Here is a 16,530-nt window from a genome sequence, read left to right on the forward strand (position 1 = left end):
AGGTTTGACGCGGCGTCATCATCATTCACCTGAAGAATGTCAGGTGGTTAGAACTTCACAGTGATACCGGAGTAGAGCGAGGACTCGGTGCAGGATCCGGTGCTCACCTTCGTACCACCGACGAAGGTGGTGCAAGCAAAGGCATTGTTGTGATCGAGGCCGAACTTGTTCTGCCAGTAGCGATAGGCGACCCAGACGTCGACGAAGTGCGAGTACTTGTCGCCCCAAATCGCCTTCGAGGCATCGAGGGTCAGGCGGATTGGCTCGGAGTTGAACTCGACCTTGGTGGGATAGACGCCGTTGGCGACGCTGGCGGGAAGCGGCTCAGTGTCGGTGCCCTTCTTGCCGTACCACGCCGCGCGGCCGCTGATCGAGAAATACTGCATGTTCTGCGGCAGGAAGCCGAGGTCCATATAGTAGTTGGTTTCGATCGCCCAGGTCGGCTTGAACGACGTGTTGCCGTCGGCAATACACGGAGCGGACCAACCGGCGCCGCACTGCGAGAAGGAGTTGTGGTTGGCGAACTCCCAGTACACCAGCGGCGCGACGTTGAAGTAGCCCTTATAGGGAAGATCGAAGGCGAACTGCAGACCCGCGACAACGTCGCGCTTGGCGGCGCCGAAATACCGGTTCTCCGTGTTGGCATCCATACCAACCTCGAACGAGATGTTGTGCAGGGGGCCTTGCGTGAAGGCCTTGGTGTTGAAGATCTCGTTCCAGCCGAAGGTCGAGCGGAAAAGGCCGTAGATTTCTGTCGCGCCGGCACAGCTCGTCGGCGTCGCAGCGAAGCCCGCAGCCGGCGAAACGACCACGCCTGTGGCGGTGCAGGGGCCTGCCGGATCGTTGTGGTCCGACTTGAACATCGAGATGGTGAAGAAGTTGGTGCCGTAAGTCCAGGCATCGAAGTGGGTGAAGGAGTAGACCTGCTTCGTCGTCTTGGCGTTGATCACACCGTTGGTGTTGGTGAACGCACCGGGCTGCGAGGCATTGAAGATGTAGGAGAAGGTGACGCGGTCGTCGATCACCAGGAAGAACGGAAGGTCGGCCGCCTTCTTGGCAGCCTTGACCGGCAAGTCGGCTGCCTGAGCCATGCCACCGGTAGCGAGCGTAGCAAGTGACAGCGCCGCCGCCGCAACTGCCTTCATACGAAACGACATCCGAATACCCCCAAGTTTGGACACGTAAAAATGAACGTCCCTTGGGTGCGACACTTGCGCCGATCTCCCGGAGTGAGAAGCCTCAACTTGTTTCAAGGTATGCCGCTTGTTTGCACAGGGTGCGGCGTTTCACCGGCGGATTTGGAAGGCCAAGCTCACCGCCACAGGGTCAGGCGAGAGCGGCCATTGCCGGATATTCCCGTTTGATTTCGCTCGCCTTTTCATGTCTCGCGGACGAGGCAGACAAGATGGGCGGGAGCTACTGTCGCGGTGTTCGCAAATGCATACGCGTGATGGCGCGTCTCTGCTTAACTTCACGCCAAGCCTGCATAGCGGGTTCCGATTTGGCTTGAGCCGTCACAAATTTGCAACACGCGTCGCACGCAAGTCGGGACTGCAAAGGCTGCTCGGCAGGCTTTGGGGACGATCGCCGCCGGGCGACAGCCGCGACTCGCCGACACCACTTGCCTGCCGAAGCGTTGAGCAAGGGATGACGCTTTTTCACACCTTACGCGGCGGTTCAAACTAGCCCAGTATTGAGGCACTTCACCCCATGCAAGCGCATCAGCGAATGTTGGATCCCACGGCTAAGAGCCTGCATTCCGGCGAGTCCCCGCTCCTCAGGACGGTCGGGCTCACCAAGCGCTATGGCGATTTCCTTGCCAACGATGCCATCGACATCGATATCTGGCCAACGGAAATCCACGCGCTGCTGGGCGAGAACGGCGCCGGCAAGTCGACGCTGGTCAAGGCGATCTACGGGCTGATCCAGCCCAGCGCTGGCCAGATTTTCTGGCAGGGCCAGCCGATCGTGCTGTCCGGCCCCTCGGAAGCGCGCAGCCGCGGCATCGGCATGGTGTTCCAGCACTTCTCGTTGTTTGACAATCTCACCGTCGCCGAGAACGTCGCGCTCGGCCTCGACGGGAAAGAATCCTTCAAGGACATGTCGGCGCGGCTTGAGCAGGTGTCGAAGACTTATGGATTGCCGCTCGATCCCAAACGCGAGGTCTGGCAATTGTCGGTCGGCGAACGCCAGCGCATCGAGATCGTTCGCGCGCTCATGCAGGATCCACAATTCCTGATCCTTGACGAGCCCACCGCGGTGCTGACGCCACAGGAAGCCGACCAGCTCTTCATCGTGCTGGAGCGGCTCAAGGCCGAAGGCCGGGCGATCCTCTATATCAGCCACAAGCTCGAAGAGGTGAAGCGCCTGTGCGACACGGCAACGATCCTGCGCGGCGGCAAGAAGGTGGAGACCTGCAATCCCAGGCTTGAGACCGCCGCTTCGCTCGCGCGCATGATGGTCGGCGGCGAGATCAAGGAGGTGAAGGCGGCCGCCGGCCGGCAGACCACCGTGCCGCGCCTCGTGGTCAACGACCTCTCGCTCGCCCCGGGCGAGGCGCATGGCGTGCGGCTCGAGCACATCTCGTTCGAGCTGAAAGGCGGCGAGATCCTCGGCATCGCCGGGGTTGCCGGCAACGGCCAAGACGAATTGTTCGCCGCTCTGTCCGGCGAACGCCTGTCGAAAGATCCCGGCACGATCGTGATCGAAGGCCTTGCTGCCGGCCATCTTTCGATCACGCAGCGCCGCAAGCTCGGCGCGGCCTTCGTTCCCGAGGAGCGGCTCGGCCACGGCACCGCGCCCCGCATGAAGCTTTCGGAGAATGCGCTTCTCACCGGGCATGCCGCCAGCGGCATGGTCCATCACGGCTTCATCGATACTGCGGCCACTCTGAAGACGGTCGACCGCGCAACCGAGACGTTCGACGTCCGCAAGGCCAAGCGCGATCCGGAAGCAGCATCCCTCTCCGGCGGCAATTTGCAGAAGTTCATTGTGGGACGCGAGATCCTGCGCAATCCCGCGGTGCTGGTGGTGAGCCAGCCGACCTGGGGCGTCGACGCCGGCGCTGCCGCCGTCATCCGCCAGGCGCTGCTTGATCTCGCAACCGCAGGCGCCGCCGTGCTCGTCACCAGCCAGGACCTCGACGAGCTCGCGGAAATCGCCGACCGCATCGCCGTGATGTTCCATGGCCATCTGTCTGCACCGCTCGCCACCAGCGAGGCGACGCGCGAAAAACTCGGCCTGTTGATGGGCGGCAGCACGCTGGAGCCGAAGGAGGCCGCGCATGCAGTTGGTGCTTGAGAAGCGCGCCGAGCGCTCCAACACGATCGCGCTGATCTCTCCGCTGATCGCGATCGGCCTCACGATCGTGACCATGGTCATCCTGTTCGCGATCCTCGGCAAGAATCCGCTGCTCGCCCTGTACGCCTATTTCATCGCGCCTTTGACCGACAGCTATTCGCTCCAGGAAATCGCGGTGAAGGCAACTCCGCTGGTGATGATCGCAATCGGACTATCGCTCTGCTATCTCGCCAATGCCTGGAACATCGGCGCCGAAGGGCAGTTCCTGATTGGTGCAGTCGCCGGAAGCTGGATTGCGGTGAAGACGCAGGGCACCGACGCCGGCGGCTGGGTGCTGCCAGTCATGCTCGTGCTCGCCGCCGCGGCGGGCGCGCTCTACGCACTGATCCCGGCAATCTGCAAGGTGAAGTTCGGCGCCAGCGAAATCCTGACCAGCCTGATGCTGGTCTATGTCGCCGATCTCTTCCTAGACTATCTCGTGCGCGGCCCCTGGCGCGATCCACACGGCTTCAACTTCCCGACCACCGCCGAGTTCGATCCGGTCGCAACGGTGCCGCTGCTGATCGAAGGCGGCCGGCTGCATCTCGGCTCCATCATCGCCCTTCTCGTCGTCGCGGCGGTGGCGATCCTGCTCGGGCGCACCATCAAGGGATTCGAAATTCGCGTGGTCGGTGCGGCGCCTCGCGCCGCGCGGTTCGGCGGCTTCAATTCCAACCAGTTGATCATCCTGACCTTCGCCGTCTCGGGCGCGCTGGCCGGCCTCGCCGGCATCATCGAGGTCGCGGGTCCGGTCGGACATCTCCAGCCCGGCATCTCGCCGGGTTACGGTTTTACGGCGATCATCGTGGCCTTTCTCGGCCGGTTGAACCCCCTTGGAATATTAATTGCAGGCCTTTTTCTCGCGTTGACCTTTATCGGCGGCGAGCAGGCGCAGATCGCGATGAAGATCCCGTTGGACGTCACCAAGGTTTTTCAAGGCATCCTGCTGTTCTACGTGCTCGCCTGCGATTCCCTCATTCTCTACCGCTTCAAGCTGGTCTTCCCGAAGCGACAGGTGGCTCGTGGAACTCATTGAAGCCATCATTCTCGCAGTGCTCGCCGCTTCGACGCCGCTCCTGATCGCGGCGACCGGCGAGCTCGTGACCGAGCGCTCCGGCGTGCTCAATCTCGGCGTCGAGGGCATGATGATCGTCGGCGCCGCATGTGGCTTTGCAGGTGCGTGGCTGACCGGCTCGATCTTCATTGGCGCACTGTTTGGCATCGTCGCCGGCACGCTGATGTCACTGGTCTTCGCACTGATGGCGCTCGGACTTGCGGTCAACCAGGTCGCAACGGGTCTTGCGCTGACCATCCTGGGCGTCGGACTCTCCGGCCTGATCGGCGCCGGTTTCGTCGGCGAGCGCATCACCCCGGCGCTGCATCTCAACATTCCCGGTCTCACGGATATTCCGCTGGTCGGCCGCGTGTTGTTCGGCGAGGACGCCTTTGTCTATTTCTCGCTGGCGCTGGTCGTCGGCGTCTGGTGGTTCCTGTACCGCACGCGGCCAGGATTGATCCTGCGCGCCTGCGGCGACAACCATGTCTCCGCGCATGCGCTCGGCTATCCCGTGCTGCGCATCCGCGCCCTAGCGGTGATGTTCGGCGGCGCCTGCGCCGGACTTGCCGGTGCCTATCTGCCGCTCGCCTATACGCCGTTCTTCATTCCGGGCATGACCGCGGGACGCGGCTGGATCGCGCTGGCGCTGGTGGTGTTCTCGTCCTGGCGGCCGGGCCGCCTCGTGGTCGGCGCCTATCTGTTCGGCGCGGTGACGATCCTGCAGCTGCACGCGCAGGGCTGGGGCGTTGGCATTCCCTCGCAGTTGATGTCGGCGCTGCCTTACCTTGCGACTGTCGTCGTCCTGGTCCTGCTCTCACGCGCGCGCACGGGTGGATCGACCGCACCGGCTGCGCTTGGCACCGTGTTCGTGCCTGACCGCTGAGTTTCATTTCCACACCGTGCGCGATGGGGCGCGCACGTTGCGGATCGTGGCTTTCCCCTGATATTTGGAGATTGATGATGAGGAAATCACTTCTTGCGCTGGCTGCCGGGCTCTTGCTTGCCGGGAGCGTCAGTGCAGCCTCCGCCGCCGACAAGCTGAAAGTCGGATTTATCTACCTCGGCCCGGTCGGTGACCTCGGCTGGACCTATCAGCATGAGCTGGCACGCCAGGCGCTAGTGAAGGAGCTCGGCGACAAGATCGAGACCACCTTTCTCGAAAACGTGCCTGAAGGCCCCGACGCCGAGCGCTCCATCGAGCAGCTCGTCCGCGCCGGCAACAAGCTGATCTTCACCACCTCGTTCGGCTACATGGATCCGACGCTGAAGGTCGCGAAGAAATATCCGAACGTGCATTTCGAGCACGCGACCGGCTACAAGCGCAACCCGAACATGTCGACCTATTCGGCTAAATGGTATCAGGGCCGCTACATCCAGGGCCTGATCGCGGCCAAGATGTCGAAGTCCGGCGTGCTCGGCTATATCGGCTCGTTCCCGATTCCCGAGGTCGTCTCCGGCATCAACGCGACGATCCTCGCCGCGCAGACCATCAACCCGAACATCAAGGTCAAGATCATTTGGGCCAACACCTGGTTCGACCCGGGCAAGGAAGCCGACGCCGCCAAGGCGCTAATCGACCAGGGCGCCGACATCATCATGCAGCACACGGATTCGCCCGCTGCGATGCAGATTGCCAGCGAACGCGGCAAGCTCGCCTTCGGCCAGGATTCCGAGATGATCAAGTTCGGGCCGAAGACCCAGCTGACCTCGATCCTCGATACCTGGGGTCCGTACTACATCGCCCGGGTCAAAGCGGAACTCGACGGCACCTGGAAATCCGAGGACAGCTGGGGCGGCCTCGACAGCCACATGTTCGCGATGGCGCCCTACACCAACATGCCCGACGACGTGAAGAAGATCGCCGAGGATGCCCAGGCCGCAATCACCGCGGGCAAGCTGCATCCGTTCAAGTGCCCGGTCGTTGGGCAGGATGGCAAGCCGGTCGAGTGCAAGGGCGGCGCCAATCTCGACGACGGCCAGATCCTCGGCATGAATTTCTACGTGAAGGGCATCGACGACAAGCTGCCGGGCAAGTAGCACGCTTCTTGCATCGCCTAAATCACCTGCTCCTCCCGGAGGAGGTTCGGAGGGGGTGGCCAGAAGCACCCGGCACTTGTGGTCGCCCCCTCTTTCTATTTTCGCCTGGATACTATCCCGCCTGCATGGCCCGCGCCGCCGAACTGTGGCGGTGGATGAGGTCTGCCACATCTAGGCCGGGGACCGCGCCGTCGATCACGACCCATTTTCCTGCCACCATCACCCTATCGGCCCGATGCGCCCCGCACAGCACCAGTGCGGCCAGGGGATCGCCATGGCCGGAGAAGCGTAGCTCGTCGAGCCTGAACAGCGCGAGATCGGCCGCCTTGCCGAGCGCGATCTCGCCGAGTTCCGGCCGGCCGACGCAGGCTGCCGAGCCCTTGGTGGCCCAGCGCAGCGCATCCTTGTGACTGACCTTCGTCACCCCGTAGCGCGCCCGTTGCAGCAGGAACGCGGCCCGCACCTCCTGCATCAGGTTCGATCCGTCGTTCGAGGCCGAGCCATCGACGCCGATGCCGATGCCGACGCCGGCCTCCTCCATTTCGCACACCGGACAGCAGCCCGACGCCAGAAGCTGATTGCTGCATGCGCAATGACTGATGTTCGTCTTCGCCTTGCCGAGCCGCTTCATCTCGTCTGCGTTGAAGAAGATGCCATGGGCGAGCCACGTCCGCGCATTGAGCCAGCCGCATTGTTCGAGATAGTCGAGCGGACGGCAGCCATAGATCTCCTGGCAGAATTTGTTCTCGTCCTCGGTCTCGGCGAGATGGGTATGCAGGCGTACGTCAAGCTTGTCGGCCAGATCGGCGGTGGCGCGCATCAGGGACGTCGTCACCGAGAAGGGCGAGCATGGCGCCAGCGCGATCTGCACCATCGCATCCGCGCCGCGCTGGTGGTACTTGGCGACCACGCGCGCGCTGTCCGCGAGGATCGTGTCCTCGTCCTGCACGACGCTGTCAGGGGGCAGGCCGCCATCGCGCTGTGACAGGTTCATCGAGCCGCGCGTGAGCAGCACGCGCACGCCGAGCCGCCTGGCCACCCCCACCTCGATATCGACGGCGTCTTCGAGCCCTGCCGGAAATACATAGTGATGATCCGTCGTGGTGGTGCAGCCCGAGAGCAGCAGTTCGGACATCGCCACGGTGACAGCGAGCTCGAGCGCATCCGGCGTCAGCTTCGCCCACACCGGATAGAGCGCCTGGAGCCAGGGGAACAGCTCGCGGTCCATCGCCGCGGGTAGCGCCCGTGTCAGCGTCTGGTAGAAATGGTGATGGGTGTTGATGAGGCCCGGCAGCACGACGTGGTCGCCAGCGTCGAACACCGCGACGTCAGCGGTTGCGGGCGCAGCGCCGGCCGGCACCAGCTCGACGATCCGGCCGCCTTTCACCACGATCCCGCGCTCGGCGCCATCGGCGAGGATAGCCAGAGGATCCCTGATCCAGATCGGCTTTGCGTCGCTCATGATCCCGCTTCTCCTCACATCCGCTGACGACAGGCCTGCACGGCAGGGGCCGGCCTGATTGCGTTTTTGTTGCGACTTGTTGTTGCGACTTGGCGCTCGTCTTGCAAGACTTTCTCCTGGCTCGATTCACTCGTTGGAAGCGTTGACGTCGCCATGGACTTGAATACCATCACAGCGGTCGCTCATCCGCAAACGCGCGCGCAGCTGCCCGTTTGGACGCCAGGTGATGCTTGGCTCGCGGGCGGCACCTGGCTGTTCTCGGAGCCGCAAGTTCACCTCACCCGACTCATCGATCTCACTGACCTGAAATGGTCGGCGCTGACGGTCACCGAGAGCCATCTCAGCATCGCAGCCACCTGCACCGTTGCGCAGCTCGATGGATTCCTCTGCCCACCCGACTGGTTCGCGGCGCCGCTGATCAACCAGTGCTGCCGCGCCTTCCTTGCTTCGTTCAAGATCTGGAAGACGGCGACCGTCGGCGGCAATCTCTGCATGTCGCTGCCGGCGGGACCGATGATCTCACTCACCGCGGCGCTCGACGGTGTTTGCACCATCTGGAAGGCCGGCGGCGGCGAACAGATGATGCCTGTCGTCGACTTCGTCACCGGCAACCAGCGCAACCTGCTGGCGCCGGGGGACCTGCTCCGGCAGATCGATATCCCGATTGCCGCCTTGAAGCGTCGTACGGTCTTTCGCCAGATCTCGCTGGCGCCGGTCGGCCGCTCGGCGGCGCTGGTGATCGGCAGTCTGGATGCCGATGGCACGCTGACGCTCACGGTCACCGCCTCGACGGTGCGGCCGATCCGGTTGTCCTTTCGCGAGGCCCCCGACGTGACAGTGCTCCGCGACGCCATCGCGCAGCAGATCACGGACGATCTGTACCACACCGACATCCACGGCAAGCCGCTCTGGCGCAAGCACATGACACTGCGGCTTGCCGAAGAGATCCGCGACGAACTCCTCGGAGCACCATCGTCATGAGCTTCGAGGTCAACGGCACGACGTTTCCGCAGGAGCCACGCGCCGGCCAGTGCCTGCGCACGTTCCTGCGCGAGCTCGGCCATTTCGGCGTGAAGAAGGGCTGCGACGCCGGCGATTGCGGCGCCTGCACCGTGCTGCTGGACGGCGAGCCGGTGCATAGCTGCCTGATCCCGGCCTTCCGTGCCGAGGGGCGCGCCGTCACCACGATCGAAGGTCTCGGCGGAGACAGCGGCGCGCACCCGATGCAGCAGGCTTTCCTCGATGCGCAGGGCTTTCAATGCGGCTTCTGCACCGCCGGCATGATCCTGACCTGCGCCTCGCTGAATCAGGCGCAGCGCACCGATCTCGGCGTCGCGCTGAAGGGCAATATCTGCCGCTGCACCGGGTATCGTTCGATCGAGGATGCGTTGATCGGCAAGACCAATATCGAGGAGAACGTCGAGGCCGGCGCCGCATTCGGCCGCAGCCTGCCGGCGCCAGCTGGCCCCGATGTCGTGCGCGGCAAGGCGCGCTACACGTTCGACACGCAGATTGACGGCTTGCTGCATATCAAGCTGCTCCGGTCACCGCACGCCCACGCGAGAATCGTCGCGATCGACAAGTCGGAAGCCCTGAGCGTTCCCGGCGTGCACGCGGTGCTGACGCATGAGGATGCGCCAACCACTCTGATGTCGACCGCGCGGCATGAGAAGGACTGGATGGATCCCGAGGACACTCGTGTTCTCGACGACATCGTCCGCTTCATCGGCCAGAAGGTCGCAGCCGTCGTCGCAGACAGCGAAGCCGCCGCCGAGGACGCTTGCCGCCGGCTGAAGGTCAGTTACGAGATTTTGCCCGCGCTGGTCGATTCGGAGCAGGCGATGGCGTCCGGCGCCCCCATCATTCATCCCGATCGCACCACCGCGAACCGCGTTGCCGACGCCCAGCGCAACCTCGCCGCGGAGACGCATGGCGAGTTCGGCGACGTGGCGGCTGCGCTCGCGACATCCGCCGTCACCTTCGAGGGCACCTTCCATAGTCACCGTGTGCAGCATGCCGCTTTGGAAACCCACGGCGGCCTCGCCTGGCTCGACGCTTCCGGCGTGCTCAATGTCCGCACCTCGACGCAGGTGCCGTTTCTGACCAGGCGCGCGCTGTCCGACATCTTCGAGTTCCCGCTGGACAAGGTCCGCGTCTTCTGCGAGCGCGTCGGCGGCGGCTTTGGCGGCAAGCAGGAGATGTTCGTCGAGGACATTCTGGCGCTCGCCGCGCTCAAGACCGGACGGCCGGTGAAGCTGGAGCTCACCCGCGAGGAGCAGTTCATAGCGACGTCGACGCGGCATCCGATGCGGGTCCACGTCAAGGCCGGTGCAGACGCGAACGGCAAGCTCACCGCGCTCCAGCTCGACGTGCTCTCCAACACCGGCGCCTACGGCAATCATGCCGGCCCCGTGATGTTCCACTCGCTGGCCGAATCCATCAGCGTCTACAATTGCCCGAACAAGCGGGTCGACGGCTGCGCCGTCTACACCAATACGGTGCCGGCAGGCGCGTTTCGCGGATATGGCTTGCCGCAAACGCTGATCGCGGTCGAAGCCGCGATCGACGAACTGGCCAAGCAGCTCGGCATCAGCCCTTACGAGATGCGCCGGCGCAACGTCGTTAAGCCCGGCGATCCCATGGTGTCGCCACCGTCATCGGAATTCCACGACGTGCTCTACGGCTCCTACGGGCTCGACCAGTGCCTCGACCTCGTCGAGCGCGCGATGCAGGCTGATGGCCCGCAGCCGGACCTGTCGCCGGAGTGGCTGATCGGCGACGGCATCGCGCTGACCATGATCGATACGGTGCCCCCGGCGGGCCATCTCGCGGATGCGATGGTCACGCTCAACGACGACGCCAGCTTCGACCTCATCGTGGGTACCGCCGAATTCGGCAACGGCACCAGCACCGTGCACCGGCAGATCGCGGCCACGACGCTTGCGACCACCGTCGACCGCATCCGCCTGCGCCAGTCCGACACCGCCCATGGCGGCCACGACACCGGCGCCTATGGCAGCGCCGGCATGTTCGTTGCCGGCAAGGCGACGCATTCGGCAGCCATGCAGCTCGCGACTGAGCTGAAGGCGGCCGCCGCCGGCGCATGGCTCTGCGACGTCGGGAACTGCGCGCTCGAGAACGAGGCCGTCGTCAGTGGCGTGCGGCGGATGTCCTTTGTGGAGCTGGCCAAGCTCGCGCGCGAACGCGGACAGCCGTTCGCAGGCGCCGGCAATTCCGGTGGCACGCCGCGTTCGGTCGGCTTTAACGTGCAAGGCTTTCGCGTCGCCGTGAGCAAGGGCACCGGCGAGCTCCGGATTCTCAGGAGCGTGCATGCGGCGGACGCCGGCGTCGTCGCCAATCCCATGCAGTGCCGCGGTCAGGTCGAAGGCGGTGTCGCGCAGGCGCTCGGTGCCGCGCTCTACGAGGAGATGGTGATCGACGCCGAAGGCCGCGTCACCAACCCCAAATTTCGCGACTACCACCTGCCCTCCTTCGCCGACCTGCCCCGCACCGAGGTCTTCTTCGCCGAGACATCCGACACGATCGGACCGTTGGGGGCGAAGTCGATGAGCGAGAGTCCGTACAATCCGGTCGCCGCCGCCCTCGGCAACGCGATTGCCGATGCCACCGGCATCCGCTTCACGGCGCCGCCCTTCAAGCCGGACAGGCTGTTTCCGGCGCTGCACGATAAGTTTGGGTAGGCATATTTCGGGGGATTGATCCATGAGCAGCGAAGTGCATCCCGTCGACGAGGTCTTGCCGGTCCCGCGCCTGCTCGCGCTCGGGCTTCAGCATGTGCTGGTGATGTATGCCGGCGCGGTCGCGGTGCCCCTGATCATCGGGCGCGCACTCAAATTGCCGCCGGAGGATGTCGCTTTCCTGATCAGTGCCGACCTGTTCGCCTGCGGACTCGCGACGCTGGTGCAATGCCTTGGTTTTCCCGACGTCGGCATCCGCCTGCCCGTGATGATGGGCGTGACCTTCGCATCCGTCGGTCCGATGCTGTCGATGGCGGCTTCACCTGACATCGGCCTGCTCGGCATCTACGGTTCGGTGATCGCCGCCGGCCTGTTTGGCGTTGTCGCAGCGCCGTTCGTCAGCCGGCTGTTGCCGCTATTTCCGCCCGTCGTCACCGGCAGCATCATTCTCGTCATTGGAATCTCCTTGATGCGGGTCGGCATCAACTGGGCCGGCGGCGGCCTGCCGACGCTGACCAGGATGGTGGACGGCGTCGCCGGCAGCTTTCCCAATCCGGCTTACGGACAGTTGCAGGGGCTCGGCATCTCGCTGTTCGTGCTGCTCTTCATTCTCGGCCTGATCAAATGGGGCACCGGCTTTCTCGCCAACGTCTCCGTGCTGCTTGGCATCATCGCCGGCGCCGTGCTCGCGAGCATTCTGGGCGTGATGCATTTTGACAAGGTCGCTGCGGCCTCCTGGGGCGCCATCGTGATCCCGTTCCGCTTCGGCATGCCGCAATTCCATCTGGTATCTGTTATCACCATGTGCGTCGTCATGGTCGTCGTGATGATCGAATCGCTCGGCATGTTCCTCGCGCTCGGCGACATCACCGGCAAGACGGTCGATCGCGATGCCCTGAGCCGAGGCCTGCGCGCCGACGGCGTCGGCACGCTGCTCGGCGGCATCTTCAACACCTTCCCGTACACGTCGTTCTCGCAGAATGTCGGCCTCGTCTCGGTCACCGGCGTGCGCTCGCGCTGGGTGACGGTCACGGGCGGCTTCATCATGCTCGTGCTCGGCCTGTTGCCGAAGCTCGCCGCGCTGGTCGAGGCCGTGCCGATGGTCGTGCTCGGCGGCGCCGGCCTCGTGATGTTCGGCATGGTCGCCGCGACAGGCGCACGCATCCTCACCTCGGTCGACTTCCGCAACAATCGCTACAATCTCTTCATCGTCGCGATCTCGATCGGCTTCGGCCTGATCCCGCTCGCCGCACCCGGCTTCTTCAGGAATTTACCGCACGATCTCCAGCCGCTGCTGGAGTCAGGCATTCTGCTCTGTGCGATCGTCTCCGTGCTGCTCAACGCCTTCTTCAACGGATTGAGCGGCGGCGCAGCCGCGGAAGCGGATGCAGCAGCGGTCGCCTCATCCGCGCAACATGTTTAACTACCGCGATAGGTCGAATAGCTCCACGGCGTGACGAGCAACGGCACGTGGTAGTGGCTCTCCGGCTCGCTGATCGCGAAACGAAGCGGGATTTCGTCGAGAAACGGCGGGTCAGAGAGCTGCACGTTGCGCTCGGCGTAATATTTGGCCACGCTGAAGCGAAGCTCGTAGCGGCCGATCGGAAGCGGACGGCCGCCGATCAACGGCTGGTCGGTGCGGCCGTCCGCATTGGTCACCGCGCGCGCTATCACGCGGCTCTCGCCGAGGTTCGCGAGCTCGATCAGTTCGACCGGAATGCCTGGCGCAGGTTTGCCGACGTGGTTGTCCAGCACATGGGTCGAGAGCCGGCCGTGGACCTTGAGCTTGTCATCGGCTGCGACGAGTTGATCGAGCCGCAAAGCCGAGATGCGGCCAATCTCCTCGATCGCACGCCGCGTCTCGGTCTTGGCGATATTGCGCAACCGCGTCTCGAAATCGCGCAGCACGGAATCTTTGGTGTGACGGCGCACGCAGACGATATAGGGGATGTCGAACTTCTCGCGATAGGCATTGCTGACGCGCTCGAACGCCGCGTATTCGGCATCCGACAGCCGGTCGAGGCCGGCGCTGTTCTGCTCCTCGGTCGATTCCGCGGTGAGCCCCGCCGCGCGCTGGGTCTTGTTGGCGAGGTCCGGATGCGCCCGGATCAGCGCCAATTGCACGTCGGGTTCGGCACTCTGGATCGCCGCCACCAGCGCGGCGTGCAACTGGTTGATGCCGGCGAACGGTCGCTTCGCGGCCAGTTGCCCGGCGATCCACGGCGAATATTCAACGACGTTGGCGAGCGCGGCAACGAAATCGGCTTCATCGGCGGCATTGAGATCAGACAGCGATATCTGCGACATCGTCCTCACCCGATCTCGAATGCATCGGCCGCAAGGTGCGCGAGCTTGTCGTGCCAATGCTGGGCGATCTGCAACCGTGTCGGCACCCAGACGCGGTCGTGCTTGCCGATGTAGTCGAGGAAGCGGATCAGCCCCGCCGCACGGCCGGGGCGACCGGCGAGACGACAGTGCAGGCCGACCGACATCATCTTCGGCGCGCTCTCGCCTTCGGCATAGAGCACGTCGAAGGCATCCTTCAAATAGGTGAAGAACTGCTCGCCTTCGGCAAATCCTTGCGGGTTGATGAAGCGCATGTCGTTGGCGTCGAGCGTATAGGGAATGACGAGCTGCTTGCCGCTCGCGCCCTTGATCCAATAGGGCAGATCATCGGCATAGGAATCGCTGAGATAGAGGAAGCCGCCCTCCTCCATCAACAGACGGTTGGTGTTGATCGAGGAGCGTCCGGTATACCAGCCGAGCGGACGCGAGCCTGTCGCGGCGGTGTGGACGCGGATCGCTTCCGCGATCTCCGCCCGCTCCTGCGCCTCGGTCATGTCCCTGTGCTCGATCCACTTCAGGCTGTGGCTGGCGATGTCCCAGCCCGCCTCCTTCATGGCAGCAACGATTTCCGGATTGCGCTTCAGCGCTGTGGCGACACCGAACACGGTGGTCGGCCACTTCCGCTCGCCGAACATCCGCCACAGCCGCCAGAAGCCGGCGCGCGAGCCATATTCGAACATCGATTCGATATTGGCGTGGCGCTGGCCGGGCCAAGGCTGAGCGCCGAGCACGTCGGACAGGAATGCTTCCGAGGCCGGGTCGCCATGCAGGATGTTGTTTTCGCTGCCCTCCTCGAAATTGACGACGAACTGCACCGCGACCCGCGCGTTGCCGGGCCATTGCGGATGCGGCGGGTTGCGGCCGTAACCGCGGAGATCGCGCGGGTAGCGGGTACCAGTCACTCAGACTTCCTCGAAGCGGATCGGCAGCGCGCCCTTCCACAGCACGCTCTTGCCGAGCGTCGCCAAATTCTCCAGGCCGGAGGTCAGCGTGATGAAATGGTTGCCGGCGAGCTGCCCCATCTTGCTCGCGAAGTGCACGCCGCCATAGGCCATCAGGATCTCGGTCTCGCTGATGCCGCCGGGATAGAGGATGATCTGGCCGGGCGCGGGATAGCTGGTGTGGTTCTCGTAGCCGACACCGAAATCGAGGTCGCCGAGCGGCATCCACACGCCCTCGCCGCTCCAGCGCACGTGGATGATGTGGCTTTCGAACGGCAGCGCCTTGCGGAACGCGGCGACAGTCTTGGGCGCCGCTTGCTCCTCGAAACGGGCATCGAAGGTGAAGTCGCCGGCACGGATAACGAGTTTGCTCATCTCATCTCTCTGGATCGGGGGCGGTGGCCCCACGGGGAATTTTCAGGCAAAGAGCATTCCATCGGGCTTCGCGCAAGGGGCGCGGCAAGTCACCTCAAGTTACCTGCGGTCGTAGGACCAGCCGAAAACGCCACTCCGCCGCGTCTCGGGCTCCGGCTCGGCGGCGGGCTGCGGCGCCTCCCTCAGTTCCGCCTGCGGCGGCGGAGGCGGCACCGGCAAATTCTCGCATTTCATGGAATAGACCAGCTTGCCGTCCGCGGTATGCCCGATCGGCGCGCAGGAGTCCGGATGCGCCACCGATTTTTTTGGGGTCAGCTTGACCTGCGCCACCGCTGGCGCAGCGATCAGCAGAAGGACCAGCAGATATTTCGACATCATTGTCGCCTGAAAACTAGATCTGGCCCATTGAACCGGATTGGAGGGAGCAAGTCCACCGGTGCAACGGGCGCGATTGCCGAATATTTAGCCGAGGCTAGAAAATTGGCTCGCCCCAATGTGATGTCGCGAGCGCTGATATCGGCTGGGCGCGTCGCCATGTCAGCCGCGACGGCGAGCACACAAACACACAATCTCACAGCCGGGCTGTCGTCACGGGAGAAAGAAACAATGCAAAAGACTTTCATCATTCTCGGCGCGACGCTGATTGCCGCCGCCACGATCCAAATCGCCGCGGCGAACGACCGCCGTCATGTCCGCAAGGCGCAGCCCCATCCCATCACCCAGTCGGTGCGCGACTCCAACGCCGCGCTCTGGCCATCACAACGGACCGAGCCCGCCTGGTCGCGCTATTCCAACGGCGCGATGTCTGCACCAGCGGGACGGTGATGCGGGAAGCCTAGCGCGATCAAGCGAAACTGCCTCCACGTCGCCATTGCGAGGAGCTCTTGCGACGAAGCAATCCAGACATTCTCCCCGGATGCATTTCTGGATTGCTTCGCTGCGCTCGCAATGACGAAGTATGAGGCGGCAGCGCCACGCTTCCAGCTCGCATTTTTGAAGCAGACACAGCTTCGCAGCCTCGCGGCTGATTTCGCCCGAGCTTTGCTTCGTCGCTTCACCCTCTTGTCCAAGAGGGCGCAGGGAAGGCCGGGTGCCGGCTGGCACCCGCGGTCCGCTGCGCGAAAAGCACACGCAGGAAAACCGCACAGCAGCATACAGGTGTAGCCAATCACTCGGCCTTCCCTGCGCGATGATTGGACGGCTTATGCCGTGCTCTCCCGGGAGCCGAGTTCCTTTTGGCCTCCCTCACCCTCGCGAAATTCACCGACACCACGC

Annotated in this window: 14 protein-coding genes; 8 read left to right on the top strand and 6 right to left on the bottom strand. The window is 64.0% G+C overall.

Annotation, left to right across the window (positions count from 1 at the left end; all coding sequences use genetic code 11):
- Nucleotides 1-47: 47 nt before the first annotated feature.
- Nucleotides 48-1,157: a hypothetical protein gene (locus IVB45_RS26465; protein ID WP_027566591.1), complete on the bottom strand. Its 1,110-nt coding sequence runs from the start codon at nt 1,155-1,157 to the stop codon at nt 48-50.
- 571 nt (nt 1,158-1,728) lie between these two features.
- Between IVB45_RS26465 and IVB45_RS26470 the strand changes: the two genes are divergently transcribed.
- From IVB45_RS26470 to IVB45_RS26485, 4 genes are all read left to right on the top strand, one after another.
- The gene (locus tag IVB45_RS26470) at nt 1,729-3,300 is read left to right on the top strand and encodes an ABC transporter ATP-binding protein (RefSeq protein WP_027566590.1); all 1,572 of its coding nucleotides are present in this window, start codon (nt 1,729-1,731) and stop codon (nt 3,298-3,300) included.
- Entirely contained in the window at nt 3,284-4,375 is a 1,092-nt protein-coding gene (locus tag IVB45_RS26475; protein ID WP_247356454.1) for an ABC transporter permease, read from the top strand. Before IVB45_RS26470 ends, IVB45_RS26475 begins: the two co-directional genes overlap by 17 nt.
- Nucleotides 4,362-5,279: an ABC transporter permease gene (locus IVB45_RS26480; protein WP_247356452.1), complete on the top strand. Its 918-nt coding sequence runs from the start codon at nt 4,362-4,364 to the stop codon at nt 5,277-5,279. The genes IVB45_RS26475 and IVB45_RS26480 overlap by 14 nt, the downstream gene beginning before the upstream one ends.
- Nucleotides 5,280-5,356: 77 nt before the next feature.
- Entirely contained in the window at nt 5,357-6,433 is a 1,077-nt protein-coding gene (locus IVB45_RS26485; protein WP_007612862.1) for a BMP family ABC transporter substrate-binding protein, read from the top strand.
- Between the two features lie 112 nt (nt 6,434-6,545).
- Here the strand turns inward: IVB45_RS26485 and IVB45_RS26490 are convergent, their stop codons facing one another.
- Nucleotides 6,546-7,895 carry an 8-oxoguanine deaminase gene (locus tag IVB45_RS26490; protein WP_247356450.1) on the bottom strand — a complete coding sequence of 450 codons (1,350 nt, stop codon included), beginning with the start codon at nt 7,893-7,895 and terminating at the stop codon, nt 6,546-6,548.
- Nucleotides 7,896-8,048: 153 nt separating this feature from the next.
- On the opposite strand from IVB45_RS26490, the gene IVB45_RS26495 reads away from it, so the two are divergent.
- The 3 genes from IVB45_RS26495 to IVB45_RS26505 are packed head-to-tail and all read left to right on the top strand — an operon-like array spanning nt 8,049 to nt 13,016.
- The gene (locus tag IVB45_RS26495) at nt 8,049-8,876 is read left to right on the top strand and encodes an FAD binding domain-containing protein (RefSeq protein ID WP_247356449.1); all 828 of its coding nucleotides are present in this window, start codon (nt 8,049-8,051) and stop codon (nt 8,874-8,876) included.
- Nucleotides 8,873-11,596 carry a molybdopterin-dependent oxidoreductase gene (locus tag IVB45_RS26500; RefSeq protein WP_247356447.1) on the top strand — a complete coding sequence of 908 codons (2,724 nt, stop codon included), beginning with the start codon at nt 8,873-8,875 and terminating at the stop codon, nt 11,594-11,596. Before IVB45_RS26495 ends, IVB45_RS26500 begins: the two co-directional genes overlap by 4 nt.
- Nucleotides 11,597-11,618: 22 nt before the next feature.
- Complete coding sequence (locus IVB45_RS26505) at nt 11,619-13,016, top strand: nucleobase:cation symporter-2 family protein (RefSeq protein ID WP_247356445.1); 1,398 nt, start codon at nt 11,619-11,621, stop codon at nt 13,014-13,016.
- On the opposite strand, the gene uraD is transcribed toward IVB45_RS26505, so the two are convergent.
- The 4 genes from uraD to IVB45_RS26525 form a co-directional block, all read right to left on the bottom strand.
- Nucleotides 13,013-13,900, bottom strand: a complete 888-nt coding sequence (gene uraD, locus IVB45_RS26510; RefSeq protein ID WP_247290550.1) for a 2-oxo-4-hydroxy-4-carboxy-5-ureidoimidazoline decarboxylase — start codon at nt 13,898-13,900, stop codon at nt 13,013-13,015. The two genes, IVB45_RS26505 and uraD, sit on opposite strands and share 4 nt — an antisense overlap.
- A 5-nt stretch (nt 13,901-13,905) precedes the next feature.
- On the bottom strand, nt 13,906-14,841 hold the full coding sequence (gene puuE, locus IVB45_RS26515) for an allantoinase PuuE (RefSeq protein WP_247290552.1): 936 nt from the start codon (nt 14,839-14,841) through the stop codon (nt 13,906-13,908).
- Nucleotides 14,842-15,255, bottom strand: a complete 414-nt coding sequence (locus IVB45_RS26520) for a DUF3830 family protein (protein ID WP_027566580.1) — start codon at nt 15,253-15,255, stop codon at nt 14,842-14,844.
- Nucleotides 15,256-15,354: 99 nt separating this feature from the next.
- Entirely contained in the window at nt 15,355-15,633 is a 279-nt protein-coding gene (locus IVB45_RS26525; RefSeq protein ID WP_247356443.1) for a hypothetical protein, read from the bottom strand.
- 228 nt (nt 15,634-15,861) lie between these two features.
- On the opposite strand from IVB45_RS26525, the gene IVB45_RS26530 reads away from it, so the two are divergent.
- A complete protein-coding gene (locus IVB45_RS26530; protein WP_247290554.1) occupies nt 15,862-16,080 on the top strand; it encodes a hypothetical protein in 219 nt (72 codons plus the stop codon).
- Nucleotides 16,081-16,530: the final 450 nt, after the last annotated feature.

The sequence above is a fragment of the Bradyrhizobium sp. 4 genome, from assembly GCF_023100905.1.
Classification (GTDB): domain Bacteria; phylum Pseudomonadota; class Alphaproteobacteria; order Rhizobiales; family Xanthobacteraceae; genus Bradyrhizobium.

Excerpts from the sequence above, each read along its gene's own strand:
- IVB45_RS26465 (WP_027566591.1), bottom strand. The coding sequence starts at position 1,157 with ATGTCGTTTCGTATGAAGGCAGTTGCGGCGGCGGCGCTGTCACTTGCT.
- IVB45_RS26470 (WP_027566590.1), top strand. The coding sequence starts at position 1,729 with ATGTTGGATCCCACGGCTAAGAGCCTGCATTCCGGCGAGTCCCCGCTC.
- IVB45_RS26475 (WP_247356454.1), top strand. The coding sequence starts at position 3,284 with ATGCAGTTGGTGCTTGAGAAGCGCGCCGAGCGCTCCAACACGATCGCG.
- IVB45_RS26485 (WP_007612862.1), top strand. The coding sequence starts at position 5,357 with ATGAGGAAATCACTTCTTGCGCTGGCTGCCGGGCTCTTGCTTGCCGGG.
- IVB45_RS26490 (WP_247356450.1), bottom strand. The coding sequence starts at position 7,895 with ATGAGCGACGCAAAGCCGATCTGGATCAGGGATCCTCTGGCTATCCTC.
- IVB45_RS26495 (WP_247356449.1), top strand. The coding sequence starts at position 8,049 with ATGGACTTGAATACCATCACAGCGGTCGCTCATCCGCAAACGCGCGCG.
- IVB45_RS26500 (WP_247356447.1), top strand. The coding sequence starts at position 8,873 with ATGAGCTTCGAGGTCAACGGCACGACGTTTCCGCAGGAGCCACGCGCC.
- IVB45_RS26505 (WP_247356445.1), top strand. The coding sequence starts at position 11,619 with ATGAGCAGCGAAGTGCATCCCGTCGACGAGGTCTTGCCGGTCCCGCGC.
- uraD (WP_247290550.1), bottom strand. The coding sequence starts at position 13,900 with ATGTCGCAGATATCGCTGTCTGATCTCAATGCCGCCGATGAAGCCGAT.
- IVB45_RS26520 (WP_027566580.1), bottom strand. The coding sequence starts at position 15,255 with ATGAGCAAACTCGTTATCCGTGCCGGCGACTTCACCTTCGATGCCCGT.
- IVB45_RS26525 (WP_247356443.1), bottom strand. The coding sequence starts at position 15,633 with ATGATGTCGAAATATCTGCTGGTCCTTCTGCTGATCGCTGCGCCAGCG.
- IVB45_RS26530 (WP_247290554.1), top strand. The coding sequence starts at position 15,862 with ATGCAAAAGACTTTCATCATTCTCGGCGCGACGCTGATTGCCGCCGCC.